The following is a 24,313-nucleotide window of genomic DNA, read 5'->3' as shown; positions in this document are numbered from 1 at the left end:
TAGTGCCAATAAACAAAAACCTCGGAGCACCACTCATGTCCCAGACGTTTTACAAGAAAGGTTTTCTGGCCCTCGCCGTGACAGCGGCACTGGGTGTTTCTACGTTTGTTCAAGCTGATGTGAAGATTGGCGTAGCGGGCCCGATGACGGGCGCCAACGCAGCTTTCGGTGAGCAGTACATGAAGGGTGCCCAAGCGGCAGCCGATGTGATCAACAAGGCCGGTGGCGTCAACGGCGAGCAGATCAAGCTGGTAGCCGGCGACGATGCCTGCGAACCCAAGCAAGCCGTGGCCGTGGCCAACCGTCTGGCCGACCAGGACAAAGTGATCGGCGTGGTCGGGCACTTCTGCTCCTCCAACACCATCCCGGCGTCCGAGGTCTACGACGAAGCAGGCATCATCATGATCACCCCGGGTTCCACCAACCCGCAGGTGACCGAGCGTGGCCTGGGCGCGGTGTTCCGTATGTGCGGGCGTGACGACCAGCAAGGCATCGTGGCCGGCGACTACATCGTCGACGTGCTCAAGGGCAAGAAAGTCGCGGTCATCAACGACAAAGACACCTACGGCAAAGGCCTGGCTGACGCCACCGCTGCCCAGTTGACCAAGCGCGGCGTGAAACCTGTGCTGGAAGAAGGCCTGACCCGTGGCGAGAAAGACTTCAGCGCCCTGGTCACCAAGATCCGCTCCACCGGCGCTGACGTCGTGTACTTCGGCGGTCTGCACCCGGAAGCCGGTCCTCTGGTTCGCCAGATCCGTGAAGCGGGCCTCAAAGACGTCAAGTTCATGTCGGATGACGGTGTCGTGACCGACGAACTGGTCGCCACCGCTGGCGGCGCGCAATACGTAGACGGCGTGTACATGACCTTCGGCGCCGACCCACGCCTGCTGCCAGACAGCAAGGCCGTTGTGGAGCAATTCCGCAAAGCCGGCGTAGAACCTGAAGGCTACACCCTGTACGCCTACGCTTCGATCCAGGCCCTGGCTGCTGGCTTCAACGGCGCCAAATCCAACAAGGGCGAAGACGCGGCCAAGTGGCTCAAGGCTCACCCGGTGAAAACCGTCATGGGTGAAAAAGCCTGGGATGGCAAGGGCGACCTGAAAATCTCCGACTACGTGGTTTACCAGTGGGATAAAGACGGCAAATACCACCAGCTGGAAAAACAGAAGTAATCAACGCGACAGCTTGAACACCCTCCATCCCTGTGGGAGCTGGCTTGCCTGCGATTGCATCACAGCAGTACACCTGAAGCACCGCGGTGTCTGCATCGCAGGCAAGCCAGCTCCCACATGGACTGTGGTTGTTTGAGCCCGGCCACAAATCTGTCTTTTCCTCCAGAAGCGCCGCACACCCACCGGTGTGCAGGTGCTCACCGCGTGAGATTGCGTTATGGATGGTATTTTCCTGCAGCAACTGGTCAACGGCCTGACCCTCGGGTCGGTCTATGGCCTGATCGCCATCGGCTACACAATGGTCTATGGCATCATTGGCATGATCAACTTCGCCCATGGCGAGGTTTATATGATTTCCGCTTACCTCGCGGCGATCAGTCTGGCACTGCTGGCTTACTTCGGCATCGAATCCTTCCCGCTGCTCATTCTCGGCACCTTGATCTTCACCGTGGTCGTCACCGGCGTTTACGGTTGGGTCATCGAGCGTGTCGCCTACAAACCGCTGCGCAATTCCACCCGACTGGCACCGCTGATCAGCGCCATCGGCATCTCCCTGATCCTGCAGAACTACGCCCAGATCGCCCAGGGCGCCAAGCAACAAGGTATTCCCACCCTGCTGGCCGGGGCCTGGCGTGTCGACTTCGGCACAGGCTTTGTTCAGTTGACGTACACCAAGGTCTTCATCCTGGTCGCAGCCTTCGCAGGCATGGCCCTGCTGACCTATGTCATCAAATACACCAAGCTCGGCCGCATGTGCCGCGCCACCCAGCAAGACCGCAAGATGGCTTCCATCCTCGGCATCAACACCGACCGCGTGATTTCCTACGTGTTTGTCATCGGTGCCGCCATGGCCGCCCTGGCCGGCGTATTGATCACCTTGAACTACGGCACCTTCGACTTCTATGCCGGCTTCATCATCGGCATCAAGGCATTTACCGCAGCGGTACTCGGCGGCATCGGCTCCCTGCCTGGGGCCATGCTTGGCGGGATCATCCTGGGTATTTCCGAGTCGTTGTTCTCGGGGTTGATCAACTCTGACTACAAAGACGTGTTCAGTTTCTCCCTGCTGGTGGTGATTCTGATTTTCCGTCCCCAGGGCCTGCTCGGTCGCCCACTCGTGGCGAAGGTGTAAACATGTCTGCTGCCAAATCGATTGATATCAAGAAAAGTGTGGTCGACACGATCCTCGCCGGGCTGATTTCGCTGATTGTGTTCGGCCCGATCGTCGGCGTGGTCCTCGACGGCTACAGCTTCAACCTGGAACCGGCCCGCGTGGCCTCGCTGGTCGCCATCGTGATGGCCGGCCGCTTCGCCCTGAGCCTGTTCCTGCAAACCCCCAAGGGCCTGAAGATCCTGCAAGGCTTCGAGAGCAGTGGCTCCGGCGTGCATGTGCTGCCACCGGACTACAAGTCGCGGCTGCGCTGGATCATCCCGGCGCTGATCGTGATCGCCATCGTGTTCCCGATCTTCGCCAACAAGTACCTGCTGACCGTGGTGATCCTCGGGCTGATCTACGTGTTGCTGGGCCTGGGCCTGAACATCGTGGTCGGCCTGGCCGGCTTGCTCGACCTGGGTTACGTGGCGTTCTACGCCATCGGCGCCTACGGCCTGGCGCTGGGCTACCAATACCTGGGCCTCGGCTTCTGGACGGTGCTGCCGCTGGCGGCAATCTGTGCGGCGCTGGCAGGGTGCATACTCGGGTTCCCGGTGTTGCGCATGCACGGCGACTACCTGGCGATCGTGACCCTGGGCTTTGGTGAAATCATCCGCCTGGTGCTCAACAACTGGCTGTCGTTCACCGGTGGCCCGAACGGCATGCCGGTGCCGTCGCCGACCTTCCTCGGCCTGGAGTTCGGGCGCAAGGCGAAGGACGGCGGGATTCCCTTCCACGAGTTCTTCGGCATCGATTACAACCCCAACATCAAGTTCATGTTCATCTACATCGTGCTGTTTCTGGTGGTGCTGGCCGTGCTGTACATCAAGCACCGCCTGACCCGTATGCCGGTGGGCCGCGCCTGGGAAGCCTTGCGCGAAGATGAAATCGCCTGCCGTTCCATGGGCCTGAACCACGTGCTGGTCAAGCTCTCGGCTTTTACCATCGGCGCCTCCACTGCCGGTTTGGCCGGGGTGTTTTTTGCCAGCTATCAAGGCTTCGTCAACCCGTCGTCGTTCACCTTCTTCGAGTCGGCGCTGATCCTGGCCATCGTGGTGTTGGGTGGCATGGGGTCGACGGTGGGCGTGGTGATCGCGGCGTTCGTCCTGACCGTCGCGCCGGAACTGCTGCGCAGCTTCTCCGAATACCGCGTGCTGCTGTTTGGCGTGTTGATGGTGGTGATGATGATCTGGCGACCGCGCGGCTTGATCCGCATCAGCCGTACCGGTGTGACCCCACGTAAAGGAGTGGCGCCATGAGCAAGGAAGTCGTCCTTTCCGTTGAGCATTTGATGATGCACTTCGGTGGCATCAAGGCCTTGAGCGATGTGAGCCTCAAGGTCGAACGCAACTCAATCTTCGCCCTGATCGGCCCCAACGGCGCCGGCAAGACCACGGTGTTCAACTGCCTCACCGGCTTTTACAAAGCCAGCGGCGGCAAGATCGAACTCAACGTGCGTGGCAAGCAGACCAATGTGATCCAGTTGCTCGGCGAGCGTTTCCAGCCTGTCGACTTTGTTTCGCCGAAAAGCTTCCTCAGCCGCGTCTACTACAAGATGTTCGGCGGCACCCACCTGGTGAACCGCGCGGGCCTGGCCCGGACCTTCCAGAACATTCGCCTGTTCAAGGAAATGTCGGTGCTGGAAAACCTGCTGGTGGCCCAGCACATGTGGGTTAACCGCAACATGCTGGCGGGCATTCTCAATACCAAGGGCTACCGCAAGGCTGAAAGCGACGCCCTCGACCACGCCTTCTACTGGCTGGAAGTGGTGGACCTGGTGGACTGCGCCAACCGCCTGGCCGGTGAGCTTTCCTACGGCCAGCAGCGCCGCCTGGAAATCGCCCGCGCCATGTGCACCCGGCCGCAGATCATCTGCCTGGACGAACCGGCAGCGGGCCTCAATCCTCAGGAAACCGAAGCCCTCAGCGCGATGATTCGCCTGTTGCGCGACGAACACGACCTCACGGTGGTGCTGATCGAACACGACATGGGCATGGTGATGAGTATTTCCGACCACATCGTGGTGCTGGACCACGGCAACGTGATCGCCGAAGGCGGGCCGGACGCGATCCGCAACGACCCGAAAGTGATTGCGGCCTACCTGGGCGCCGACGAAGAGGAGCTTGTATGAACGGGCCTATCCTCGAAATGAAGGACCTGGACGTGTTCTACGGCCCGATCCAGGCCCTGAAAAAAGTCTCGCTGCACATCAACGAAGGCGAAACCGTGAGCCTGATCGGCTCCAACGGCGCGGGTAAATCCACGCTGCTGATGTCGATCTTCGGCCAGCCACGGGCGGAGTCGGGGCAGATCATCTACAACGGCGTCGACATCACCCACAAGTCGTCCCACTACATCGCCTCCAACGGCATTGCGCAATCGCCGGAAGGGCGGCGGGTGTTCCCCGACATGACCGTCGAGGAAAACCTGCTGATGGGCACCATCCCCATTGGTGACAAGTTCGCCCAAGAAGACATGCAGCGCATGTTCGAGCTGTTCCCACGGCTCAAGGAGCGGCGTAACCAGCGGGCCATGACCATGTCCGGTGGCGAGCAGCAAATGCTTGCCATTGCCCGTGCGCTGATGAGCCGGCCCAAGCTGCTGTTGCTGGACGAACCGAGCCTGGGCCTGGCGCCGATTGTGGTGAAGCAGATCTTCGCCACCCTGCGCGAGCTGGCGGCCACCGGCATGACCATCTTCCTGGTGGAGCAGAATGCCAACCATGCGCTGCGCCTGTCGGACCGGGCGTATGTGATGGTCAACGGGGAGATCCGCCTGACCGGCACCGGTAAAGAGCTGTTGGTCAACGAGGAAGTGCGCAACGCCTACCTCGGCGGTCACTAGATTAAAATTTGACGCAGGCCCCTGTGGGAGCGGGCTTGCTCGCGAAAGCGGTGTGTCAGTCAGTGCATCTGTAACTGACCCACCGCTTTCGCGAGCAAGCCCGCTCCCACATTTGTTTTGTGGTGTTCACAAGGCCGATGCCAAATTGTGGAAAACAAATCTGGCTCCCCTCCAAAGCGCGACATATAGCCGCCGCAAATCCCTGTTTTGTCACAGTTTTGACTTGTCCCCATCCGCTGTGGAACCGGCTGTGGGTAACGTGGGAGTAGCTGGCTGAAAGCCACTGAATACGTGGCCTGTAGCGCGGCGGTTGTTTTTTGAACAGCGGTTTTTTCGTGGCCCTTCGAGGGCTTTGTCAACCTGTTTAAAGACACAGGTATATGACCGATTTATGTCCACTCAGCCTGTGGATAAGTCTGTGATTAAACTCTGGAAAGACCTCCGCAGAGGCCGGAATGACTGGCCTGGAGCCATCGCTCGGTTTTCCCTTCGCGAGATGGGCCTACATACGGCCCCGCCCAGGTCAAGCAAAAACTTTCTAAAACCGCCTGCAAGCCCCGCACACAGGGGCCTGAGGCTTTTTGCACTTGCCCCCAAAGACTGTGGGCGCAGTTGTGGATAACCTGCGTGCATATGGCTGCAGGCCACGGTTTATAAGGCTTTTCGAGATATGGTTAATAAATGATCAGGCTTGCATGAAGTTATACGCATAGCGGTTGCCGCCACGGCGGCGTAAGGGCATTCTGCTGGCTGATTTTTTCCCGATGCCCGCAAGGAGAACACCATGTCCGACACGCTGTTTATTACTGGCGCAACTTCCGGTTTTGGCGAGGCCTGCGCCCGCCGTTTTGCCGAAGCCGGCTGGAAACTGGTGCTCACTGGCCGTCGTGCCGACCGCCTCAATGCGCTGGTCGAAGAGCTGTCCAAGCAAACCGAAGTCCACGGCCTGGTGGTGGACGTGCGTGACCGCAAGGGCATGGAGGACGCCATCGCCAACCTGCCGCCGTCGTTCGCCAAGCTTCGCGGGCTGATCAACAACGCCGGCCTGGCCGTGGGCACCGACCCTGCGCCCAAGTGCAACCTCGACGATTGGGAAACCATGGTCGACACCAACATCAAGGGCCTGCTGACCACCACCAACCTGTTGCTGCCACGCCTGATCGCGCACGGCCGTGGCGCGGGCATCATCAACCTGGGTTCCATCGCCGGCAACTACCCGTACCCGGGCAGTCACGTGTATGGCGGCTCCAAGGCGTTCGTGAAGCAGTTTTCGCTAAACCTGCGTTGCGACCTGCAAGGCACCGGCGTGCGCGTGACCAACATCGAGCCAGGGTTGTGTGAGAGCGAGTTCTCGCTGGTGCGCTTTGGCGGTGACCAGGCGCGTTACGACGCGACTTACGCCGGCGCCGAGCCGATCCAGCCGCAGGACATTGCCGACACGATCTTCTGGGTCATGAACACCCCGGCGCATGTGAACATCAACCGGTTGGAGCTGATGCCGGTGAGCCAGACCTGGGCTGGGTTTGCGATTGAGCGTGGGGCCAAGGCTTAAGACCGCGCCGCGCCCATCGCAGGCAAGCCAGCTCCCACACTTGGATTTGTGAATACATTCAAATGTGGGAGCTGGCTTGCCTGCGATGGCGTCATATCGGTCAAAAACAGGCCATAAGGTACACTCCCCTCCTGAAAACCCCTCCGCACTGTGCGGATTTAAGGTTTTGACGGGAGGAAATGTGAGTAACCGAGGTGAGCAGGCACTGCTCAAGCAATCAACGATCCTGATGTTCGCCGTCGCGATCGCCGGGATTGTCACGGGTGTGGTCTCTGGCGCCCAGTCCATTCTGTTCGACGGCTTTTTCTCGCTGATCGCCACCGCCATCAAGGTGTTGATGCTGATCACGGCCAAGCTGATCGCCAAGAAAAGCAACGAGCGCTTCCAGTTCGGCTATTGGCACCTGGAACCCATGGTGTTGCTGATCGAAGGCAGTTTCCTGTTGTTGATCGCCATCTATGCATTCCTCAACGGCGTGTTCGGCATTATCAATGGCGGGCGCGAAATCGAGTTGGGGCTGGTGATCATTTATGCGGCGGTCTTCACCGTCGTGGAATTCGCCTACTTCTTCTACGTGCGCTATCGCAATCGCACACTCAAGTCTTCGCTGATCCAGTTCGATAACATCAGCTGGCTGGTGGACGCGATGCTGTCGATAGGCTTGCTGATCAGCTTTTTAGCGGCACTGTTGCTCAAGTCCCAGGGCTACGGCGAGTGGGCGGTGTACGTCGACCCGTTGATCCTGATCCTGCTGGCCCTGAGCATGCTGGCGCCGGCGCTGAAGATCCTGCGCCCGGCCTTGCGCGAGGTGCTGGGGATTGCCCCGGACCAGTTGGATGACAAGGTGCGCGAAGTGATGGAAGCGGCCCAGGCCAAGTATGGTTTCGACGACTACGTGTCTTACGTGCAAAAGCACGGGCGGGCGCGGTTTATCGAGATTCATGTGGTGTTGCCGGCGGATTACCCGGTGGACAACGTCGCGACCCTGGATGGGCTGCGCGAAGAGATATCCACAGGGCTGGGGAAACCGGATGCGGCGCGCTGGTTGACCATCAGCTTTACCGGGGATCGCAAGTGGATTGCGTGAGGTCAGTCAAACGGAGTTGACGCCTTCGCGAGCAAGCCCGCTCCCACATTCGACCGCATTCCAAGGATGTACTCGGTCAAAATGTGGGAGCGGGCTTGCTCGCGAAGAGGCCCTGGAAGTCACCCGAAATGCTGGATCAACCCCTGATAACAGGTCGCCAAATGATAAGGTGTGGTCGACGGCATATCCCGCCGGCTGACAAGCCCCTGATCATTCAGGCACTCATTCCAACCCTTTTCATGCAAGAACCGCAGTTGCAGCGCGCGTAACTGACGCTGCAGCACCGCTTCGCTGTTCGGCCGCAAGGTCAGTGCCCGCAAATACTCGGCCTGGGCCCAGATACGCTGCGTGCCGTCGCGCACGGTGCCGTCCAGGGCCAGCATGCCGCTGACGGCCCCTGTCACGTTATCCACACCTTTTTGCTCGGCGTAGGCAAACGCGCGGGTCAATGACGCATGCAGCGGCGTGCCGCGCAGCACGTCGGACGATTCCAACAAAAAGAACCACTCGAACTGGTGGCCAGGTTCAAACCAGTTATCCACAGCGCCCAGCGGTTTTTCCATCATCACGCCATGTTGGCGGTCGATGAAACGCTGCTGCATGGCCGTCGCCAAGGCCAGCAACGCCGCTTGCACGTCGGCATCGTCGCGCACCGCGAGGGTGGCGAGGAAACCTTCGGCCAGGTGCATCAACGGGTTCTGCAGCGGGCCGGACTTGAGGGACGACCAATTGCGTTCCAGCACCGCTTCGTACAGGCCGTCGCCGGTGGCAAAGCGCTGCGCAACCACTTCCAGGGCGGCGTTGAGCACCGACTCCACCAGCGGCTCGCGCACTTTGGCCCAGTAGTGGGCACAGGCGAAGATGATGAAGGCGTGGGTGTAGAGGTCTTTGCGCTTGTCCAGCGGCTTGCCGGCCGGGTCGATGCTGTAGAACCAGCCGCCGTGCTCGGCATCGTGGAAATGCCGTTGCAAGGACCGGAACAGCGCAGCGGCGCGCTCCTCGGCAAACTCGGCGCCGGGTTCGCCGATCAGGCTGGCGAACAGGTACAGCTGCCGGGCGCAGGCCATGGCGCGGTAGCGTTGCGGGGGCAGCGGCTGATGATCGGCGTCCAGTGCCTCATAGGGCAAGGCCAGGTCGGCATTCCAGCCCGGGCCCTGCCAGAGCGGCACGATCAGGCTGTGGAAGTGCGTGAGCACGGCGTTCAAGGCGGAGTTTGGAGCGGTGGGCATTGGCTGGCGTCGTCACGGCAGGGGTGTAGGCGCGCATGGTAGCAGGGTTGAGATATAGGGTGTTTGTGCGGGCGCTTTCGCGAGCAAGCCCGCTCCCACATTCTGACCGAATACATCCTTGAAATACGGTCAGAATGTGGGAGCGGGCTTGCTCGCGAAGAGGCCCTTGTTAACGCCGCAAATCAGCCCGCCAGCAACCAAACCCCAGTCGCCGCCGAAGCCGCCCCAGCCACCCGTACCAACGGCGCCGCCGCTGCTGGCAGGAAGCGCACCACGGCATAACCGGCAGCGTGCAACACGGCGGTCGCGCCGACAAACCCGGCCGCATACGCCCAAGGGCTGGACATGTCCGGCAGTTCAAGGCCATGGGCTACGCCGTGGAACAAGGCAAACAATGCCGTCGCCCCCACCGCCACGAACAACGGCGGACGAACGGCCAAGGCCACTGCCAGGCCCAGGGCGAGTACCGAGGCGGCGATCCCGCTTTCCAGGGCCGGCAGTTCCAGGCCTTCAAAGCCCAGCAGGCCGCCGACCAGCATGGTGCCGACGAACGCACACGGCAGGGCCCAGCGCGCATTGCCTTTTTGCTGCGCGGCCCACAGGCCGACAGCGACCATGGCCAGCAAGTGATCAATACCGCCCAGCGGGTGGCTGATGCCGGCCACCAGCCCGTTATCGCCATGCCCGGGGTGAGCGAAGGCGAGGGCGGGGACGAGCAGCAGGGCGGCGGTTGCGAGAAGTTTGTTGAGACCCATGAGCAGGCTCCTTTCAGGGTGGGATCAGGCCGCAGTCAGCAGGCCCTGACGTTCGATAAAGGCGACGATGTCATCCAGGCCGACACCGGTTTTCTGGTTGCTGAACACAAACGGCTTGCCGTTGCGCATGCGCGTGGTGTCGCTGTTCATCAGCTCCAGCGATGCACCGACCAACGGCGCCAGGTCGATCTTATTGATCACCAGCAAGTCGGATTTGCAGATGCCCGGGCCGCCCTTGCGTGGCAGCTTGTCGCCGGCCGACACATCAATCACGTAGATGGTCAGGTCCGACAGCTCCGGGCTGAAGGTGGCCGACAGGTTGTCGCCACCGGACTCCACCAGGATCAGGTCCAGGCCGGGAAAGCGCCGGTTGAGCTGGTCCACCGCCTCCAGGTTGATCGACGCATCCTCGCGGATCGCGGTGTGCGGGCAGCCACCGGTTTCCACGCCGATGATGCGCTCGGGCGCCAGGGCCTGGTTGCGCACCAGGAAGTCGGCGTCTTCACGGGTATAGATGTCGTTGGTGACCACGGCCAGGTTGTAGCGATCGCGCAGGGCCAGGCACAGGGCCAGGGTCAGCGCGGTCTTGCCGGAGCCCACCGGGCCGCCGATGCCGACGCGCAGGGGTTGTGTGTTCATGTGCTTCTCCAAGGTAATGGGGCTCTAGGAACGAAACAGGCGGCTGTACTGGCGCTCATGGGCCATGCACGCCAGGGACAGGCCGAATGCGGCGCTGCCGATGTGGTTCAGATCGATGCGACCCGCGTCCTGCTGGGCTTGCTGCAATAAGGGCAGCAGCTCACTGGTCAGGCGCTGAGCCGCTTGTTGCCCCAGGGGCAGGGTTTTCATCAATACGGCCAACTGGTTTTCCAGCCAGCTCCACAGCCACGCGGCCAAGGCGTCTTCGGGGCTGATGTGCCAGGCGCGGGCGGCCAGGGCCCAGCCGAGCGCCAAGTGCGGTTCGGCCTGTTGTTCAAGAACGCGGCGTGCGGCGGTGTCGAGTTCGGGCAAACCGTTTAACAGCTGCTGCAGGGAGTAGCCCATCTGGCGACTCTCTTGATACAACTCGCGGGTCTCACGACTGGCGCGGTGTTCCTCGCACACCTGCGTCAGGCGCGGCCAGTCCTGCTCGGCGGCGGCACAGCAATGGGCGAGCAGCAACGGTGCTTCGAAACGGGCCAGGTTGAGCAGCAACTGGTCGCTGATCCAGCGTCGGGCGCTGGCCGCATCGCTGACGCGGCCATTCTCCACCGCCATCTCCAGGCCCTGGGAATAGCTGTAACCGCCAATCGGCAATTGCGGGCTGGCCAGGCGCAGTAGCGCCCACGCTGGGTTCATAGGCGTACGCCGAACTGGTGCAGCTTGGGCGGGTAGTTGAAGTCTTCATCGCCATGGCGTGAATGGTGATGGCCACCGCCATAGGCGCCGTGTTCCGGCTGGAACGGTGCTTCGATGGTTTCGGTGGTGGCGCCCAGTTGTTCGAGCATGGCCTTGAGTACGTAATCGTCGAGCAGGCGCAGCCAGCCGTCGCCGACTTGCAGCGCCACGTGCCGGTTGCCCAGGTGATAGGCGGCGCGGGTCAGCTCAAAGGCGCTGCTGCAGGTGACGTGCAGCAGTTGTTCAGGGCGTGCGCGCACGCGTACGACACGTCCGTCTTCGGCTTGTAGGAATTCGCCATCGTGCAGCGGCGGCTGGCCGCGCTCCAGGAACAGGCCGACGTCTTCGCCATCGGCACTGAAACAGCGCAGGCGGCTTTTGCTGCGGGCTTCGAAATTCAGCAGCAGTTCAGCGGCCCAGAGGGCTTGGGGGGCGATTCGGCGGTGGATCACCAGCATCAGGAAGCTTCCAGCTAAGAGCGATGAAAGAGCTAGAGCAAGGGCCTTGCCAATCACGCCGGGGAGTGGGATTTCCCTGTAGGCAGGCACGGACGTGCCACCCAATAGGGCGTCAGGCGATTCGTTGAGTGTTTCAAAATGGTGCGTGCCTGGATTTATAGCACCGGATCTGGGCGTTTTGCGTTGAGAACGGCTCTGCGCTGCATGAAGTTTCTTTCATCTATTTCGAGCTGGTGTTTTTACGGATTTGTCCTACGCGGTATGGGGATATTCCGTTCATGGCGTTAGGCGGGGGTTCTTTAGGCTGTGCGCCGTGTTTAATCCACTGCGACGTTCATCATGTTTCGATCAATTTTGTGTTTAGTCATTGTCAGTCTGTCTTTCTTCACGGCTTCGGCCTCGGCCAATGTTCAACCCCGCACCGCGTTCGGCGCTTCACTGCAGGGCATAAAACCCACCTCCATTGACGACGTCATCGATCGTGCCCACGAGTTGTTGGGTACGCCGTATAAATGGGGCGGGACCTCGGCGGAGCAGGGTTTCGATTGCAGCAGCTTGCTGGTCTATTTGTTCAAGACGCAAGCCAATATCCAGATCCCACGCACGACGGCGGCCATGCACCGTTCAACGGCACAGACCATCAAGCGTGGGGCGCTCAAGCCCGGGGACGCGGTGTTTTTCAAGGGTAACGGGCGCGGTCAGGTCAGCCATGTCGGCCTTTACATCGGGCAGGGCAAGTTCATTCATTCGCCACGTACGGGCAAGAACGTGCGTATCGATTCGTTGAGCAATAGTTACTGGAACAAGCACTACACCACCGCCAAACGCTTTCACACGTCGGGATGACCGGCTTACTCGGTGCTGCCCAGGCCTTGCCAGTGCTTGAGGCCAATGAAGATGAAGCGCAATTGCTGGGTGATTTTTGCCTGGGGCGTGAGGTGGGCCGGTAGCGCCTGGGCCGGTGGGTCGATGATATCGGGCAGGGTGGCGAACACGCTCTTGACGATCAGGTCGGCCATCACATGCAAGCCTTCGGCATCCAGATGCTGGAGCTTGGGCATCAGCGTGAGGTCGGCCGCCAGGTCGCGGGTGATGTCTTCGCGCAACGCACCAATGGCTTGGCGCACGGCAAGGCTGCCACCGTACTGTTCGCGGGCGAGGAACAGGAACTGGGAGCGGTTGGCCGACACTACATCGAGGAAGATCCGCACGGACGCATCGATGATCCCGCCCATCACGAATTCGTTGTGACGTACCAGGCGAATCGTCGCGCGGAAGGTCTGGCCGACTTCACTGACCAGCACCAGCCCGAGCTGGTCCATGTCGTCAAAGTGGCGGTAGAACCCGGTGGGCACGATGCCCGCAGTCTTCGCCACTTCGCGCAGGCTCAGGCTGCCAAACCCACGGCCACACTCCATCAGATGGCGGGCTGCGTCCATCAAGGCGAGGCGGGTCTGTTGCTTCTGTTCGGCGCGGGGCAGCATGGCGAGCGGGCTTTGTCGGCAAGTACAGCGACGCACTCTAGCAAAACCGCTTTGCTGGCGTCGAACTTGGCGGGGGTGGTGCGAGGCGCGATCTATATAAAAGCAAAAGCCCGATCGGCAGATCGGGCTTTTTTCTGGGCCACCACGGGCTTAGCTCTGAGCTTGATGCAGTTCTTGCAGGCGGTCTGCACCACCTTCGGCAACACCGTCGGTGTAAGCGCGTTTGTTGGCTTGTTCAGCACCGCCTTCAACCAGGCCTTTCTGTTCCAGGCGATCACGGCCACCTTCAGCAACACCTTCGGTGTAGGCGCGTTTGTTGGCTTGTTCCGAACCGTTTTCAGCAACGCCTTTGGCGTAGTCGCGGTTCTCTTCTTCTTGCGAACCGCTGCGAGCCAGGGTCTGGCTGGACTGAACGGCTTGCGCTTTGTTCTGTGGGGTGGCCTGTTCGGCGGCTGGCAGGGCAAAGGCACTGGAAGCCAGGACAGACAGCAGGACGGTAGCGAGTACTTGGCGTTTCATGATGGTTGCTCCTTGGGAGGGCGATAAAGTGGGTACAGGGCTAATGCTACTCTCGATAAGTCGATATAAAAGTTCATAAACACAATGGTAATAATCAACAGAATTGATTGTTCCCGGCAGAGGCTCTAGAACGCGCCTCTCAAGCCCGCGGTTTTGCACCGTGGTGGGTATTTTCGACACGGCCCTGGGTAACAATGGTGCGTTGTCGATGCTGGAAACTGTCCGTTCGATCAGAAAACTGGCTTTTTGCGACTAAAACGATGATCCGGTTAAACCCCCGCGCCGTTTGCCAGTCGTAGCCTTATGAGCTGTAGTTCAGCTAGTCGTATTCAGGAGTCATGTGCAATGACGCGCACGCGTAAAATCGTTGTCTGGAGCTGCGCCAGCTTCGCTCTGTTAATCGCCGTGGTGGTGTTGGTCCTGGTGTTTTTCGATTGGAACCGCATCAAGCCGCCGCTCAATGCCAAAGTCTCCGAAGAGCTGCATCGACCGTTTGCCATCAATGGCAACCTGGCGGTGGTGTGGGCGCGTGAGCCGGATCAAGGCGGCTGGCGTGCCTGGGTGCCGTGGCCGCATGTGATTGCCGAGGACCTGACACTGGGCAACCCCGACTGGTCGAAGAAACCGCAGATGGTCACCCTCAAGCGCGTGGAATTGCGCATCTCGCCGCTGGCGTTGTTGGCGCAGCGCGTGGTAATTCCGCGCATCGACCTCACTGAACCGAGCGCCGACCTGCAGCGCCTGGCCGATGGCCGCGCCAACTGGACCTTCACGTTCGACCCCAAGGACCCGAATGCCGAACCGTCAAGCTGGGTGGTGGACATCGGTGCCATCGGCTTCGATAAAGGCCATGTAACCCTCGACGACCAGACCCTCAAGACGCAATTGGACGTCACCATCGATCTGCTGGGCAAACCGATTCCCTTTGGTGAAATCGTCGGCGCTGCCGATGCCAAGAAGGCCCAGGAAAAAGGATCAAGCCCCCAGGACTATGCGTTCGGCCTCAAGGTCAAAGGCCAGTACCACGGCCAGAAACTCGACGGCACTGGCAAGATCGGCGGCCTGCTCGCCTTGCAGGACGCGGCCAAACCGTTCCCCTTGCAGGCCCAGGTGAAAATCGCCGACACCAGCATCGCCGTGGCCGGTACGTTGACCGACCCCCTCAACCTCGGCGCCCTCGACCTGCGCCTGAAACTCTCCGGCAGCAGCCTGGGCAACCTTTACCCGCTCACGGGCGTCACCTTGCCGGATTCGCCGGCGTATTCCACCGACGGCCACTTGATCGCCAAGCTGCATGAAGCCAGCGGCGCCTCATTCACCTACGAAAACTTCAACGGCAAGATCGGCAACAGCGATATCCATGGCAACCTGGGCTACGTCGCCAGTCAGCCACGGCCCAAGCTCACGGGCGCGCTGGTGTCCAACCAACTGCTGATGACCGACCTGGCTCCGCTGATCGGCGCCGATTCCAACGCCAAGCAAAAGGCCCGTGGTGGCGAAAGCAAACAGCCCGCGACCAAAGTGCTGCCGGTGGAAGAGTTCCGTACCGAGCGCTGGCGCGACATGGATGCCGATGTGGAATTCACCGGCAAGCGCATCGTGCAGAGTGCCGAGTTGCCTTTCACTGACCTCTATACGCATCTGGTGCTCAACGATGGCGAGCTGAGCCTGGAGCCCCTGCGCTTTGGCGTGGCCGGTGGCAAGCTGGATGCGCAGATTCGCTTGAACGGCCGTACCACGCCCATGGAAGGTCGCGCCAAACTCACTGCGCGCAACTTCAAGCTCAAGCAACTGTTCCCGACGTTCGAACCGATGAAAACCAGCTTTGGTGAACTCAATGGCGACGCGGACATCGCCGGACGTGGCAACTCCGTGGCGGCGTTGCTGGGCAGCTCCGACGGTAACCTCAAGATGCTGGTCAATGACGGCGCCATCAGCCGTGGCCTGATGGAAATTGCCGGGCTCAACGTGGGCAACTACGTGGTCGGTCGCCTGTTTGGTGACAAGGAAGTGAAGATCAACTGCGCGGCGGCGGACTTCGGCATCAAGACCGGCCTGGCGACCACTCGCCTGTTCGTGTTCGATACCGAGAACGCGATCATCTACGTCGACGGCACCGCGAACATGGCCACCGAACAACTGGACCTGACCATCACGCCGGAGTCCAAGGGCTTTCGCATGTTCTCGTTGCGTTCGCCGCTGTACGTCAACGGGCCGTTCATCAAGCCCAATGCTGGTGTGAAAGCCGTACCGCTGATGCTGCGTGGTGCGGGGATGGTGGCGCTGGGTGTGATCGTCGGGCCTGCGGCCGGGCTGCTGGCGCTGGTCGCGCCGAGTGGTGATGTGCCTAACCAGTGCGCACCGCTGTTGCAGCAGATGAAAGAAGGCAAGGCGCCTAAGACGGTGAAGGGCTAACTGACGAAACCGAAACCAAAAATGTGGGAGCTGGCTTGCCTGCGATAGCGCCGTAACAGACAACCTATACGTTGACTGTTGCATAGCTATCGCGGGCAAGCCCGCTCCCACAGTGGGTTCAGAGGTGTTGCGGTTTACAGGTCTTGCAGAATGTCCGCCATGTCGTCGGCGTGCTCTTCTTCCTGGGCCAGGATTTCTTCGAACAGGCGGCGGGTGGTCGGGTCTTTGTCGCCGATGTACTGAATGATTTCACGGTAGCTGTCCACCGCGATGCGCTCAGCCACCAGGTCTTCGTAGACCATTTCCTTGAGGTTCTTGCCCGCAACGTACTGCGCGTGGGAGTGCTTCGACAGCAGGTCAGGGTTGAACTCCGGCTCGCCGCCCAGTTGCACGATGCGTTCGGCCAGTTTGTCGGCGTGCTCGGCTTCCTGGGTGGCGTGTTCCAGGAACTCGCTGGCGGCCACGCTGGCCTTGAGTCCGTTGGCCATGAAGTAGTGGCGCTTGTAGCGCAACACGCAGACCAGCTCAGTGGCCAGCGACTCGTTGAGCAAGCGGATGATTTCTTCGCGGTCGGCGTCATAGCCTTCAGTGACGGCGCCGTTTTCGACGTGCTGGCGGGCGCGGCTGCGCAGGGTGGCCACGTCGGTCAAGTGTGCTTCAGTCATCTCAATCTCCTGGTGCTAATCCGGTTTTACGCCACGCTCTGCTGGCGTGATCGCTCCAAGTTGTGAGTGTTGGCTGAAGCAAAAAGTTTTATCGGATTTCAAAGGGCATGGCCGGACAGCTTTGCCTCCTGTTGCACCCACTGGAAAAACGCACGCACCGGCGGATGACGCTCACGTCCCGGTACACACAGGGCGCTGTAACCGGCGCCGTCCACATGGATCTGCGGCTTGTAGGGCACCAGCAAACCGGTGGCAACGCTTTCCGACACCAGGATGTTGCTTGCCAGTACCAATCCCTGGCCGGCAATCGCCGCCTGCAAGGCGTAGTGCTCCTCGTCGTATTCGCGCAGCAAGCTCGTGTGGGCCAGCCACGTTTCGCCGGCCTTCTCGCACCAGGCCTGCCAGCCCAGGGCGTACAGCTCGGAGTTATGCCAACGCACGCTGATCAGCGTCGGCACCTGGCTGCTCGCCCGTGCGACCTGTTCGGGGGCGCCGTACACCGCAAAGCGCTCATCGAACAGGCACTCGCCGTACAGGTGCGGGTAGTCGCCGAGGCTGTAGCGAATCACCAGGTCGACGCTGGCGTCCTGTTGCAGGTCGACCACGTCGCACTGGGTATCCAGGCGCAGGCTGATGTCGGGGTGGGCGGCATAAAAACGCCCCAGCCGGGGCACCAGCCACAACGCGGCAAACGCCGGGGTGGTGGAGACGGTGAGCTGTCCGGCACTGCGTTGCGGGCGCAACGTGTCGAGGCTATGGGCGACGTCCAGCAAGGCGCCGTGCACGCTGCGAAACAGCCGCTCACCGCCTTCGGTGAGGCGCACCTGGCGCGGCAGGCGCTCGAACAGCGGCACGCCCAGCCAGGTTTCCAGGCTGCGTATCTGGTGGGACACCGCCGTGGGCGTCACCGACAGTTCCAGGGCGGCCGCCTTGAAGCTCAATAGTCGCGCTGCCGATTCAAAGGTGCGCAGGGCGGTGAGGGGCAGTGAGGCAAACATGCGGGCTCCATGGATGAGATGAATTCATCCAGATTAACTATTGCTCATTTGTCGGCTCGTGCTGCCATCACTAGATTTGCGAGCAAGCGTGGCGGCCAATCAGGTCGCCTGAGTCTAACTCGTGAAGGTAATACAGATGAAAAAAATGCTAGTGATTCACGCCAGTCCCCGTGGTGAGCGCTCCCATTCGCGGCGCCTGGCCGAGTCGTTCTTGGAGGCCTGGCAGGCGGCCAACCCGGATGCACAGGTGACCCGTCGCGAAGTCGGCCGGGCGTTTATCCCCCATGTGACCGAAGCCTTCGTGGCCGCCAATTTCTACCCCGAACCGCAGGCGTTGCCAAAGGTGATGAAGGCCGACCTGCAATTGAGTGACGAACTGGTGGGCGAGTTGATCGAGCATGATCTGCTGGTGATCGCGATGCCCCTGTACAACTTCGGCGTGCCCAGCGGCCTCAAGGCCTGGATCGATCAGATCGTGCGCATGGGCCTGACCTTCGACATCACCCAGGACAGCCACGGCAACGCGCAATATCACGCGCTGCTCAAAGGCAAGAAGGCGCTGATCATCACCTGCCGTGGCGGCAGCGGCTTCGGCCCGGGTGGCGAGTTCGAGTGGATGAACCATGCCGACCCGCACCTGCGTACGGTGCTGGGCTACATCGGGATTGATGACGTCAGCGTGATCGCCGCCGAAGGTGAAGAGTCGGACAAAAGCGTGTTCCAGCGCGCATGCGCCGAGGCCGAACGCCAACTGCATGATGTTGCCGGGCGCTTTTAAGGTGTCATGAGTCTGTCACCGGGTGGTCATGTCGATTTATGAAACGCTGGTCTAGGATGGGTTCATCGCCTTCCCTATCAGGACCTCTGCGCCATGCCGCACTCCCTTGCCACGCGTTATCCCCTGGTGCTGGTGCCCGGCATGCTGGGGTTTGTGCGCCTGGGGTGGTTTCCCTACTGGTACGGCATCGTCCCTGCGCTGCGCAAAGGTGGCGCACAGGTCTTCCCGGTGCAGGTGGCGCCGCTGGACTCCAATGAGGTGCGCGGCGAGCAATTGCTGGTGCAGATCGAACGGATCCGCCGCGAAACCGGTGCCGACAAGGTCAACCTGATCGGTCACAGCCAGGGCTCGCTCACCGCGCGTTACGCGGCGGCCAAGCGCCCGGAATGGGTGGCGTCGGTCACCTCGGTGGCCGGGCCCAACCATGGGTCGGAACTGGCAGACCATATCCACACCCATTACCCCGCCGACAGCGTGAAAGGGCGCCTCATGAGTGCGCTGTTTCACCTGGTGGCCGGGGTGATGAGCCTGTTGGAGACCGGTTATCGGGGGCCACGTTTCAAGGCTGACTTGCACGCCTCCCACCTGTCCCTGACCAGCGTGGGCGTGGCGCTGTTCAACCGCCAGTTCCCACAAGGTTTGCCGCAGACCTGGGGCGGGCAGGGCGCTGAAGAGGTCAATGGCGTGCGTTACTACTCGTGGTCCGGCACCTTGCAGCCGGGCAAGACCGATCGCGGGCGCAACCTGCTCGACGGCACGAACCGCAGCTGCCGCTTGTTTGCCCGCAGCTTCGTGCGGGAGAAGGGCCAGTGTGACGGCATGGTGGGGCGCTACAGCTCACACCTGGGGTTGGTGATTGGCGATGACTACGCGCTGGATCACTTCGACATCGTCAACCAATCGATGGGCTTGGTGGGCAAGGGCGCTGAGCCGATTCGGTTGTTTGTCGAGCATGCCCAAAGGCTCAAGGCTGCCGGGGTGTAGCGGGTGGACTCGACCTAATTGTGGGAGCGCGTTCAGTCAGCACGCACCGGCGTCGTCCACCGCTCCGACAAAATCACCCCACCCAACGTCAGCAAACCGCCGACCAGGTGATACATCGCCAACTCTTCCTTCAACACCACCGCCGCAATCAGCGCGGTGATCAGCGGCAGCAGGTTGAAAAACAGCGTGGTGCGGCTCGGCCCGAGCGTCTTCACCGAGTGCATCCACGCCAACGGCGCCAGCATCGAGGCCAGCAGACAGGCGTACAGCACCAGCGGGATGTTCGCCCAACCCAGGCCTGCTTTTGTCGAGAACAGGAACAGCGGAAACAGCACCACCACGGCCACCAGTATCTGCAAGTACAGCAGCACCAGGGGCGGCAGGCGCAGGTGCCACTTTTTCAGCAAGGTGCTGTAGACCGCGTAGGCGAGGGTGGCGACCAGCATCATGGCGTCCCCCAGGTTGACCCCGTGTTGCAGCAGCGCACCCAGGCTACCGGCCGAGACCACCACCACCACGCCGGCGAAGGACAGCACCGCACCGGTCAGCGCGCCAAAGGTGAGGCGCTGGCCGAGGCTGATGATCGCCGCCGTCAGCGCCATCAAGGGCATCAGCGACAGGATGATGCCCATGTTGGTCGCCGTGGTGACCGTCGCTGCGTAGTAGGCCAGGCTTTGGTACACCGCCATGCCCAGCACGCCGAGGATGAAAATCTTGCCCAGGTTCGGCCGGATCTGCGCCCAGTTTGCAATCACCGGCTTGAGCATGAACGGCGTGAACAGCAGCGCCGCCAGCAGCCAGCGGTAAAAGCCGATCTCGGCGGGGAAAATCGAGCCCACGGCGAGCTTGTTGACCACGGTGTTGCCGGCCCAGATAAAGATGGCCAGCAGGGGATACGCGTATTGCATCGAAAGAAACCAGATAGGTTGGTGAGGCAGGATTATCCCTTGTCTGGATCGCAGCCTATACTGCGATCCAGCCAACTGACCTCTGCATCCAGACAACATGCCCAGACACACCGTCCGCCTCGCGGATTTCCCCAGCTTGCCGAGCCCGGTCTACTTCCGCTATTCCGAGTTTGCCCCCGACACCGAGTGCACCCCGCACCGGCATTTCTGGGGGTCGCTGGACTATTCAGCCAGCGGCGTTATGCGCATGGAGGTGGCCGGCAGCCGGTTTATGTCGCCGCCGCAGTACGCGGTGTGGATCCCACCGGATACCGAACACAGTTCCTATAACGCCCAGGCGATTGTCTACCGCTCCGTGGGCCTGGCGCCGGAGCTGTGCGAGCACCTGCCACAGGTGCCGTGCACCTTGGCGGTCAGCGAGATTCTCAAGGCCATCCTCAGTGATTTTGCACGTCGCGACGTCAACATCCCGCAGACCGAGGCTGATGTTCGCCTGGCCCAGGTGCTGGTAGACCAGCTCAAGCAGGCGCCGGTCCACGATTGTTTCCTGCCCTACGCCCGCCACCCTGGCGTGCTGGGTGTGCTGGAGGGCATGCAGGCCGACCCGGGGGACAACCGCCCCCTGGCGCAATGGGCCGAGCAAGTGCACGTGAGCGAGCGCACCCTGGCCCGGCAATTCGTGCGGGAGGTGGGCATGAGTTTTGGCGAGTGGCGCCAGCGCCTGCGTTACCTGGCGGCGATTGACGCCCTGGGCAGCGAACGCAGCGTGCAACATGTGGCGTTTGACCTGGGCTACAGCACCGCGTCGGCGTTTATCGCGATGTTCCAACGCCACGCTGGCTGCACCCCCGAGCAGTACCGTCGGTCGAATATCCGCGCCCGCTGAAGATGTAACAGGCTTTGACTACACTGCTGGGTAGGCCGCGCCCCTTCGGTGCGGTAACAGGGAGAAAACTCCATGAAGATGCTGCGTATTCCGCTGTTGATGATGGGCCTGCTGCTGTGTTCCCAAGGTTTTGCCGCGACCGCCCAGCAAAATAAGATGACCACCTGCAACGCCGACGCCACCACCAAGGCCTTGAAAGGCGATGAGCGCAAAGCCTTCATGAGCACCTGCCTGAAGGCGGCCCCGGCCGCCAACGACGCCAAGACCCTGACGCCGCAACAGCAGAAGATGAAAGACTGCAATGCGTCGGCGAAAACCAAGGCGCTGACTGGCGATGCACGCAAGACATTCATGAGCACGTGTCTCAAAGGTAGCTGACAGCACAAGTCTCCTGTGGGAGCGGGCTTGCTCGCGAATGCGGTGTGTCATTCAGCACGTCAATGTCTGGTCCATCGCATTCGCGAGCAAGCCCGCTCCCACACTGTCGGTGTTCGCAGTATTCAGAGTTCTCGCTTGATTCCTTCAAGGCTGGCAGACTGCCAATCCTTTAAAGCCGTTCGTTTTGAGGCTGTATGCCAACGTTTTCTCAGCGTCACGTGATATTGCTGGCCAGCTACATCATCATTTTCGGCGGACTGCTGCTGGTACTGCCGCTCAAGTTGCTGCCCAGCCTGCTGGCCGGCCTGCTGGTTTTTGAACTGGTCAATATGCTCACCCCCCAACTGCAACGGCTGATTGAAGGCCGGCGTGCGCGTTGGCTGGCGGTGGCCTTGCTCGGCACCTTGATCGTCAGCGTGCTGACTCTGATCTTTGCCGGTGCCATCAGCTTCCTGCTCCACGAGGCGGAAAACCCCGGGGCTTCCCTCGACAAATTCATGGGCGTGGTCGACCGCGCACGGGGCCAACTGCCGCCCTTCGTTGACGCCTACCTGCCGGCCAGCGCCGCCGAGTTCCGCGTGGCCATCGGCGACTGGCTGAGCAAGCACCTGAGCGAATTGCAGCTTGTGGGTAAGGATGCTGCCCACATGTTCGTCACCCTGCTGATCGGCATGGTGCTCGGCGCGATCATCGCCCTGCAGCGCGTACCCGACCTGACCAAGCGCAAACCCCTGGCTGCCGCACTGTTCGATCGCTTGCACCTGCTGGTCCAGGCCTTTCGCAACATTGTCTTCGCCCAGATCAAGATTGCTGCGCTGAACACCGCTTTCACCGCCGTCTTTCTGGCCGTGGTGCTGCCGTTGTGCGGGATTCACCTGCCGCTGACCAAGACCCTGATCGTGCTGACCTTCTTGCTCGGCCTGTTGCCGGTGATCGGCAACCTGATGTCCAACACACTGATCACTATCGTGGCGCTGTCGCTGTCGATCTGGGTGGCGGTGGCGGCGTTGGGCTATCTGATCGTGATCCACAAGATCGAGTACTTCCTCAACGCGCGCATTGTGGGCGGGCAGATCAGTGCCAAGTCGTGGGAATTGCTGTTGGCGATGCTGGTTTTCGAGGCAGCATTCGGCCTGCCGGGGGTGGTGGCGGGGCCGATTTATTATGCGTACCTCAAGAGCGAGCTGAAGCTCGGTGGGATGGTTTAAGCCTTGTAGTGACTGGGCTGTCCTCTTCGCGAGCAAGCCCGCTCCCACACTGACTGTGTTCACAAGTCTAAATGTGTAAACACAGTCAGTGTGGGAGCGGGCTTGCTCACGAAGGACGCGCCACGGTCTTTCAGTTAAAACTCAGTAGCCGTACCGCTTGCTGGCCTCAATCGCCAGGCCACTGCCGATACTGCCAAAGATATTGCCTTCCACATGCCGCGCATTCGGCAGCATCGCCGAAATGCTGTGGCGCAGCGCCGGGATTCCGCTGGAACCGCCGGTAAAGAACACTGTGTCCACCTGCGCCACGCTCACCGAAGCGTCGTTGAGCAGTTGCGTCACGCTGCCACGCACGCGCTCCAGCAGGCCGTCAATCGACGATTCGAACAGCGCCCGGCTCAAGTCCACGCTCAAGCCCGCTTCGATACGGTCGAGCGGCACATGGCGGCTATCTTCATGGGTCAGCTGGATCTTGGTCTCTTCCACTTCCATCGCCAACCAGTGCCCGGCGCGCTGTTCGATCAACTTGAACAGGCGGTCGATGCCGCCGGTGTCTTCGATGTCGTAGCGCATGCTGCCCAGGGCCAGCTGGGATTTCTGCGAGTACACCGAGTTGATGGTGTGCCAGGTGGCCAGGTTCATGTGGTGGCTGGTGGGCATGTAGGCGCCACTCTTCATGCGGCTGCCGTAGCCGAACAACGGCATCATGCCGTTGAGGGAGAGCTGCTTGTCGAAGTCGGTCCCGCCGATGTGCACGCCGCCGGTGGCGAGGATGTCATCGTGGCGATTGTCGTTGTGGCGACGGTCCGGCGACAGGCGTACCAGGGAGAAGTCCGAAGTACCGCCGCCGATATCGACGATCAGTACCAGCTCTTCTTTCTCGATGGTGGACTCGTAGTCGAAGGCGGCCGCAATCGGCTCATATTGGAATGAAATGTCCTTGAAACCGATCTTGCGCGCTACGTCCACCAGGGTGTTCTCGGCTTCCTGGTCAGCCAGCGGGTCGTCATCGACGAAAAACACCGGGCGGCCCAGCACCACTTCTTCGAACTCACGGCCAGCGTTGGCTTCAGCACGGCTCTTGAGCTGGCCGATGAACAGCGCCAGCAAGTCGGTGAACGGCATCGCCGTGCCCAACACGCTGGTGTCGTGCTTGATCAGCTTGGAACCCAACAGGCTCTTGAGCGAGCGCATCAGGCGGCCTTCGTAGTTTTCCAGGTACTCGTGCAGTGCCAGGCGACCGTACACCGGGCGGCGCTCTTCGAAGTTGAAGAACACCACCGACGGCAAGGTGATCTTGTCGTCCTCCAGCGCCAGGAGTGTTTCCATGCCGGGGCGGATCCAGCCGACGGTGGAGTTGGACGTGCCAAAGTCGATACCGCAGGCACGGGCTGGGGATGGGTTTTCCATGACAATCAGGTTCCGGTTGAAAAACGGCCGCGCAGTGTATGCCAGTCGAGGAC

The 24,313-nt window shown here is 61.1% G+C and carries 25 protein-coding genes; 14 read left to right on the top strand and 11 right to left on the bottom strand.

Annotated elements, in window-relative coordinates:
* Window positions 1-35 precede the first annotated feature (35 nt).
* From ACVWVP_RS06910 to ACVWVP_RS06880, 7 genes are all read left to right on the top strand, one after another.
* The gene (locus ACVWVP_RS06910) at window positions 36-1,172 is read left to right on the top strand and encodes a branched-chain amino acid ABC transporter substrate-binding protein (RefSeq protein ID WP_178918698.1); all 1,137 of its coding nucleotides are present in this window, start codon (window positions 36-38) and stop codon (window positions 1,170-1,172) included.
* Between the two features lie 217 nt (window positions 1,173-1,389).
* Window positions 1,390-2,304 carry an ABC transporter permease subunit gene (locus tag ACVWVP_RS06905; protein ID WP_058423439.1) on the top strand — a complete coding sequence of 305 codons (915 nt, stop codon included), beginning with the start codon at window positions 1,390-1,392 and terminating at the stop codon, window positions 2,302-2,304.
* Window positions 2,305-2,306: 2 nt separating this feature from the next.
* Window positions 2,307-3,584, top strand: a complete 1,278-nt coding sequence (livM, locus tag ACVWVP_RS06900) for a high-affinity branched-chain amino acid ABC transporter permease LivM (protein WP_178918699.1) — start codon at window positions 2,307-2,309, stop codon at window positions 3,582-3,584.
* Window positions 3,581-4,456 (top strand): ABC transporter ATP-binding protein, encoded by an 876-nt coding sequence (locus ACVWVP_RS06895; RefSeq protein ID WP_457404929.1) that lies wholly within the window; start codon window positions 3,581-3,583, stop codon window positions 4,454-4,456. Before livM ends, ACVWVP_RS06895 begins: the two co-directional genes overlap by 4 nt.
* The gene (locus ACVWVP_RS06890) at window positions 4,453-5,169 is read left to right on the top strand and encodes an ABC transporter ATP-binding protein (protein ID WP_178918701.1); all 717 of its coding nucleotides are present in this window, start codon (window positions 4,453-4,455) and stop codon (window positions 5,167-5,169) included. The genes ACVWVP_RS06895 and ACVWVP_RS06890 overlap by 4 nt, the downstream gene beginning before the upstream one ends.
* A 784-nt stretch (window positions 5,170-5,953) precedes the next feature.
* Window positions 5,954-6,721, top strand: a complete 768-nt coding sequence (locus ACVWVP_RS06885; protein ID WP_177109927.1) for an SDR family oxidoreductase — start codon at window positions 5,954-5,956, stop codon at window positions 6,719-6,721.
* A 181-nt stretch (window positions 6,722-6,902) separates the two neighbouring features.
* Window positions 6,903-7,808, top strand: coding sequence for a cation diffusion facilitator family transporter (locus tag ACVWVP_RS06880; RefSeq protein WP_457404926.1), 906 nt, complete (start codon window positions 6,903-6,905; stop codon window positions 7,806-7,808).
* A 119-nt stretch (window positions 7,809-7,927) separates the two neighbouring features.
* Here ACVWVP_RS06880 and ACVWVP_RS06875 read toward each other — a convergent pair whose 3' ends face one another.
* The 5 genes from ACVWVP_RS06875 to ureE form a co-directional block, all read right to left on the bottom strand.
* Window positions 7,928-9,037, bottom strand: a complete 1,110-nt coding sequence (locus ACVWVP_RS06875) for an AGE family epimerase/isomerase (protein WP_457404924.1) — start codon at window positions 9,035-9,037, stop codon at window positions 7,928-7,930.
* Between the two features lie 182 nt (window positions 9,038-9,219).
* Window positions 9,220-9,792 carry a HupE/UreJ family protein gene (locus ACVWVP_RS06870; RefSeq protein ID WP_457404922.1) on the bottom strand — a complete coding sequence of 191 codons (573 nt, stop codon included), beginning with the start codon at window positions 9,790-9,792 and terminating at the stop codon, window positions 9,220-9,222.
* 24 nt (window positions 9,793-9,816) lie between these two features.
* Window positions 9,817-10,431, bottom strand: coding sequence for an urease accessory protein UreG (gene ureG, locus ACVWVP_RS06865; protein WP_016972570.1), 615 nt, complete (start codon window positions 10,429-10,431; stop codon window positions 9,817-9,819).
* 24 nt (window positions 10,432-10,455) lie between these two features.
* Window positions 10,456-11,130, bottom strand: a complete 675-nt coding sequence (locus ACVWVP_RS06860) for an urease accessory protein UreF (protein WP_457404919.1) — start codon at window positions 11,128-11,130, stop codon at window positions 10,456-10,458.
* Window positions 11,127-11,627: an urease accessory protein UreE gene (ureE, locus tag ACVWVP_RS06855; RefSeq protein ID WP_178918400.1), complete on the bottom strand. Its 501-nt coding sequence runs from the start codon at window positions 11,625-11,627 to the stop codon at window positions 11,127-11,129. The genes ACVWVP_RS06860 and ureE overlap by 4 nt, the downstream gene beginning before the upstream one ends.
* Window positions 11,628-11,966: 339 nt before the next feature.
* Between ureE and ACVWVP_RS06850 the strand changes: the two genes are divergently transcribed.
* Window positions 11,967-12,473 carry a C40 family peptidase gene (locus ACVWVP_RS06850; protein ID WP_259172638.1) on the top strand — a complete coding sequence of 169 codons (507 nt, stop codon included), beginning with the start codon at window positions 11,967-11,969 and terminating at the stop codon, window positions 12,471-12,473.
* 5 nt (window positions 12,474-12,478) lie between these two features.
* Here the strand turns inward: ACVWVP_RS06850 and ACVWVP_RS06845 are convergent, their stop codons facing one another.
* Together ACVWVP_RS06845 and ACVWVP_RS06840 are read right to left on the bottom strand one after the other, a co-directional pair.
* On the bottom strand, window positions 12,479-13,111 hold the full coding sequence (locus ACVWVP_RS06845; protein ID WP_178918402.1) for a TetR family transcriptional regulator: 633 nt from the start codon (window positions 13,109-13,111) through the stop codon (window positions 12,479-12,481).
* Window positions 13,112-13,261: 150 nt separating this feature from the next.
* The gene (locus tag ACVWVP_RS06840) at window positions 13,262-13,630 is read right to left on the bottom strand and encodes a hypothetical protein (RefSeq protein WP_178918403.1); all 369 of its coding nucleotides are present in this window, start codon (window positions 13,628-13,630) and stop codon (window positions 13,262-13,264) included.
* Between the two features lie 345 nt (window positions 13,631-13,975).
* Between ACVWVP_RS06840 and ACVWVP_RS06835 the strand changes: the two genes are divergently transcribed.
* The gene (locus tag ACVWVP_RS06835; protein ID WP_457404915.1) at window positions 13,976-16,045 is read left to right on the top strand and encodes an AsmA family protein; all 2,070 of its coding nucleotides are present in this window, start codon (window positions 13,976-13,978) and stop codon (window positions 16,043-16,045) included.
* A gap of 134 nt (window positions 16,046-16,179) precedes the next feature.
* Here the strand turns inward: ACVWVP_RS06835 and ACVWVP_RS06830 are convergent, their stop codons facing one another.
* Both ACVWVP_RS06830 and ACVWVP_RS06825 read right to left on the bottom strand, forming a co-directional pair.
* Entirely contained in the window at window positions 16,180-16,710 is a 531-nt protein-coding gene (locus ACVWVP_RS06830) for a ferritin-like domain-containing protein (protein ID WP_178918405.1), read from the bottom strand.
* Window positions 16,711-16,808: 98 nt separating this feature from the next.
* On the bottom strand, window positions 16,809-17,708 hold the full coding sequence (locus ACVWVP_RS06825) for a LysR substrate-binding domain-containing protein (protein WP_457404912.1): 900 nt from the start codon (window positions 17,706-17,708) through the stop codon (window positions 16,809-16,811).
* A 136-nt stretch (window positions 17,709-17,844) separates the two neighbouring features.
* On the opposite strand from ACVWVP_RS06825, the gene ACVWVP_RS06820 reads away from it, so the two are divergent.
* Both ACVWVP_RS06820 and ACVWVP_RS06815 read left to right on the top strand, forming a co-directional pair.
* Window positions 17,845-18,486, top strand: coding sequence for an FMN-dependent NADH-azoreductase (locus ACVWVP_RS06820; RefSeq protein ID WP_178918407.1), 642 nt, complete (start codon window positions 17,845-17,847; stop codon window positions 18,484-18,486).
* Window positions 18,487-18,579: 93 nt separating this feature from the next.
* A complete protein-coding gene (locus ACVWVP_RS06815) occupies window positions 18,580-19,470 on the top strand; it encodes an esterase/lipase family protein (protein WP_178918408.1) in 891 nt (296 codons plus the stop codon).
* A gap of 32 nt (window positions 19,471-19,502) precedes the next feature.
* Here ACVWVP_RS06815 and ACVWVP_RS06810 read toward each other — a convergent pair whose 3' ends face one another.
* Window positions 19,503-20,378 (bottom strand): DMT family transporter, encoded by an 876-nt coding sequence (locus ACVWVP_RS06810; RefSeq protein ID WP_178918409.1) that lies wholly within the window; start codon window positions 20,376-20,378, stop codon window positions 19,503-19,505.
* Window positions 20,379-20,475: 97 nt separating this feature from the next.
* Here ACVWVP_RS06810 and ACVWVP_RS06805 point away from each other — a divergent pair, with 97 nt between their 5' ends.
* The 3 genes from ACVWVP_RS06805 to ACVWVP_RS06795 all read left to right on the top strand — a co-directional run bounded on the left by ACVWVP_RS06805 (window position 20,476) and on the right by ACVWVP_RS06795 (window position 22,850).
* Window positions 20,476-21,264: an AraC family transcriptional regulator gene (locus ACVWVP_RS06805; RefSeq protein ID WP_178918410.1), complete on the top strand. Its 789-nt coding sequence runs from the start codon at window positions 20,476-20,478 to the stop codon at window positions 21,262-21,264.
* Between the two features lie 72 nt (window positions 21,265-21,336).
* Window positions 21,337-21,642 (top strand): PsiF family protein, encoded by a 306-nt coding sequence (locus ACVWVP_RS06800; protein ID WP_178918411.1) that lies wholly within the window; start codon window positions 21,337-21,339, stop codon window positions 21,640-21,642.
* Between the two features lie 194 nt (window positions 21,643-21,836).
* Window positions 21,837-22,850 (top strand): AI-2E family transporter, encoded by a 1,014-nt coding sequence (locus ACVWVP_RS06795; protein ID WP_178918412.1) that lies wholly within the window; start codon window positions 21,837-21,839, stop codon window positions 22,848-22,850.
* A 141-nt stretch (window positions 22,851-22,991) separates the two neighbouring features.
* Here ACVWVP_RS06795 and ACVWVP_RS06790 read toward each other — a convergent pair whose 3' ends face one another.
* Window positions 22,992-24,260: an Hsp70 family protein gene (locus tag ACVWVP_RS06790; RefSeq protein WP_178918413.1), complete on the bottom strand. Its 1,269-nt coding sequence runs from the start codon at window positions 24,258-24,260 to the stop codon at window positions 22,992-22,994.
* Window positions 24,261-24,313: the final 53 nt, after the last annotated feature.

The organism is Pseudomonas sp. TE24901, assembly GCF_054058375.1.
The sequence above is the reverse complement of the archived record's forward strand: the minus strand, read 5'-3'. Positions and strand labels throughout refer to the sequence as shown.

What these genes read in the sequence shown, in the direction of transcription:
- ACVWVP_RS06835 (WP_457404915.1), top strand. Translation starts at nt 13,976, where the DNA reads ATGACGCGCACGCGTAAAATCGTTGTCTGGAGCTGCGCCAGCTTCGCT.
- ACVWVP_RS06815 (WP_178918408.1), top strand. Translation starts at nt 18,580, where the DNA reads ATGCCGCACTCCCTTGCCACGCGTTATCCCCTGGTGCTGGTGCCCGGC.
- ACVWVP_RS06905 (WP_058423439.1), top strand. Translation starts at nt 1,390, where the DNA reads ATGGATGGTATTTTCCTGCAGCAACTGGTCAACGGCCTGACCCTCGGG.
- ACVWVP_RS06875 (WP_457404924.1), bottom strand. Translation starts at nt 9,037, where the DNA reads ATGCCCACCGCTCCAAACTCCGCCTTGAACGCCGTGCTCACGCACTTC.
- ACVWVP_RS06890 (WP_178918701.1), top strand. Translation starts at nt 4,453, where the DNA reads ATGAACGGGCCTATCCTCGAAATGAAGGACCTGGACGTGTTCTACGGC.
- ureE (WP_178918400.1), bottom strand. Translation starts at nt 11,627, where the DNA reads ATGCTGGTGATCCACCGCCGAATCGCCCCCCAAGCCCTCTGGGCCGCT.
- ACVWVP_RS06850 (WP_259172638.1), top strand. Translation starts at nt 11,967, where the DNA reads ATGTTTCGATCAATTTTGTGTTTAGTCATTGTCAGTCTGTCTTTCTTC.
- ACVWVP_RS06840 (WP_178918403.1), bottom strand. Translation starts at nt 13,630, where the DNA reads ATGAAACGCCAAGTACTCGCTACCGTCCTGCTGTCTGTCCTGGCTTCC.
- ACVWVP_RS06860 (WP_457404919.1), bottom strand. Translation starts at nt 11,130, where the DNA reads ATGAACCCAGCGTGGGCGCTACTGCGCCTGGCCAGCCCGCAATTGCCG.
- ACVWVP_RS06805 (WP_178918410.1), top strand. Translation starts at nt 20,476, where the DNA reads ATGCCCAGACACACCGTCCGCCTCGCGGATTTCCCCAGCTTGCCGAGC.
- ACVWVP_RS06800 (WP_178918411.1), top strand. Translation starts at nt 21,337, where the DNA reads ATGAAGATGCTGCGTATTCCGCTGTTGATGATGGGCCTGCTGCTGTGT.
- ACVWVP_RS06845 (WP_178918402.1), bottom strand. Translation starts at nt 13,111, where the DNA reads ATGCTGCCCCGCGCCGAACAGAAGCAACAGACCCGCCTCGCCTTGATG.
- ACVWVP_RS06870 (WP_457404922.1), bottom strand. Translation starts at nt 9,792, where the DNA reads ATGGGTCTCAACAAACTTCTCGCAACCGCCGCCCTGCTGCTCGTCCCC.
- ACVWVP_RS06795 (WP_178918412.1), top strand. Translation starts at nt 21,837, where the DNA reads ATGCCAACGTTTTCTCAGCGTCACGTGATATTGCTGGCCAGCTACATC.
- ACVWVP_RS06910 (WP_178918698.1), top strand. Translation starts at nt 36, where the DNA reads ATGTCCCAGACGTTTTACAAGAAAGGTTTTCTGGCCCTCGCCGTGACA.
- livM (WP_178918699.1), top strand. Translation starts at nt 2,307, where the DNA reads ATGTCTGCTGCCAAATCGATTGATATCAAGAAAAGTGTGGTCGACACG.
- ureG (WP_016972570.1), bottom strand. Translation starts at nt 10,431, where the DNA reads ATGAACACACAACCCCTGCGCGTCGGCATCGGCGGCCCGGTGGGCTCC.
- ACVWVP_RS06885 (WP_177109927.1), top strand. Translation starts at nt 5,954, where the DNA reads ATGTCCGACACGCTGTTTATTACTGGCGCAACTTCCGGTTTTGGCGAG.
- ACVWVP_RS06830 (WP_178918405.1), bottom strand. Translation starts at nt 16,710, where the DNA reads ATGACTGAAGCACACTTGACCGACGTGGCCACCCTGCGCAGCCGCGCC.
- ACVWVP_RS06790 (WP_178918413.1), bottom strand. Translation starts at nt 24,260, where the DNA reads ATGGAAAACCCATCCCCAGCCCGTGCCTGCGGTATCGACTTTGGCACG.
- ACVWVP_RS06820 (WP_178918407.1), top strand. Translation starts at nt 17,845, where the DNA reads ATGAAAAAAATGCTAGTGATTCACGCCAGTCCCCGTGGTGAGCGCTCC.
- ACVWVP_RS06825 (WP_457404912.1), bottom strand. Translation starts at nt 17,708, where the DNA reads ATGTTTGCCTCACTGCCCCTCACCGCCCTGCGCACCTTTGAATCGGCA.
- ACVWVP_RS06895 (WP_457404929.1), top strand. Translation starts at nt 3,581, where the DNA reads ATGAGCAAGGAAGTCGTCCTTTCCGTTGAGCATTTGATGATGCACTTC.
- ACVWVP_RS06810 (WP_178918409.1), bottom strand. Translation starts at nt 20,378, where the DNA reads ATGCAATACGCGTATCCCCTGCTGGCCATCTTTATCTGGGCCGGCAAC.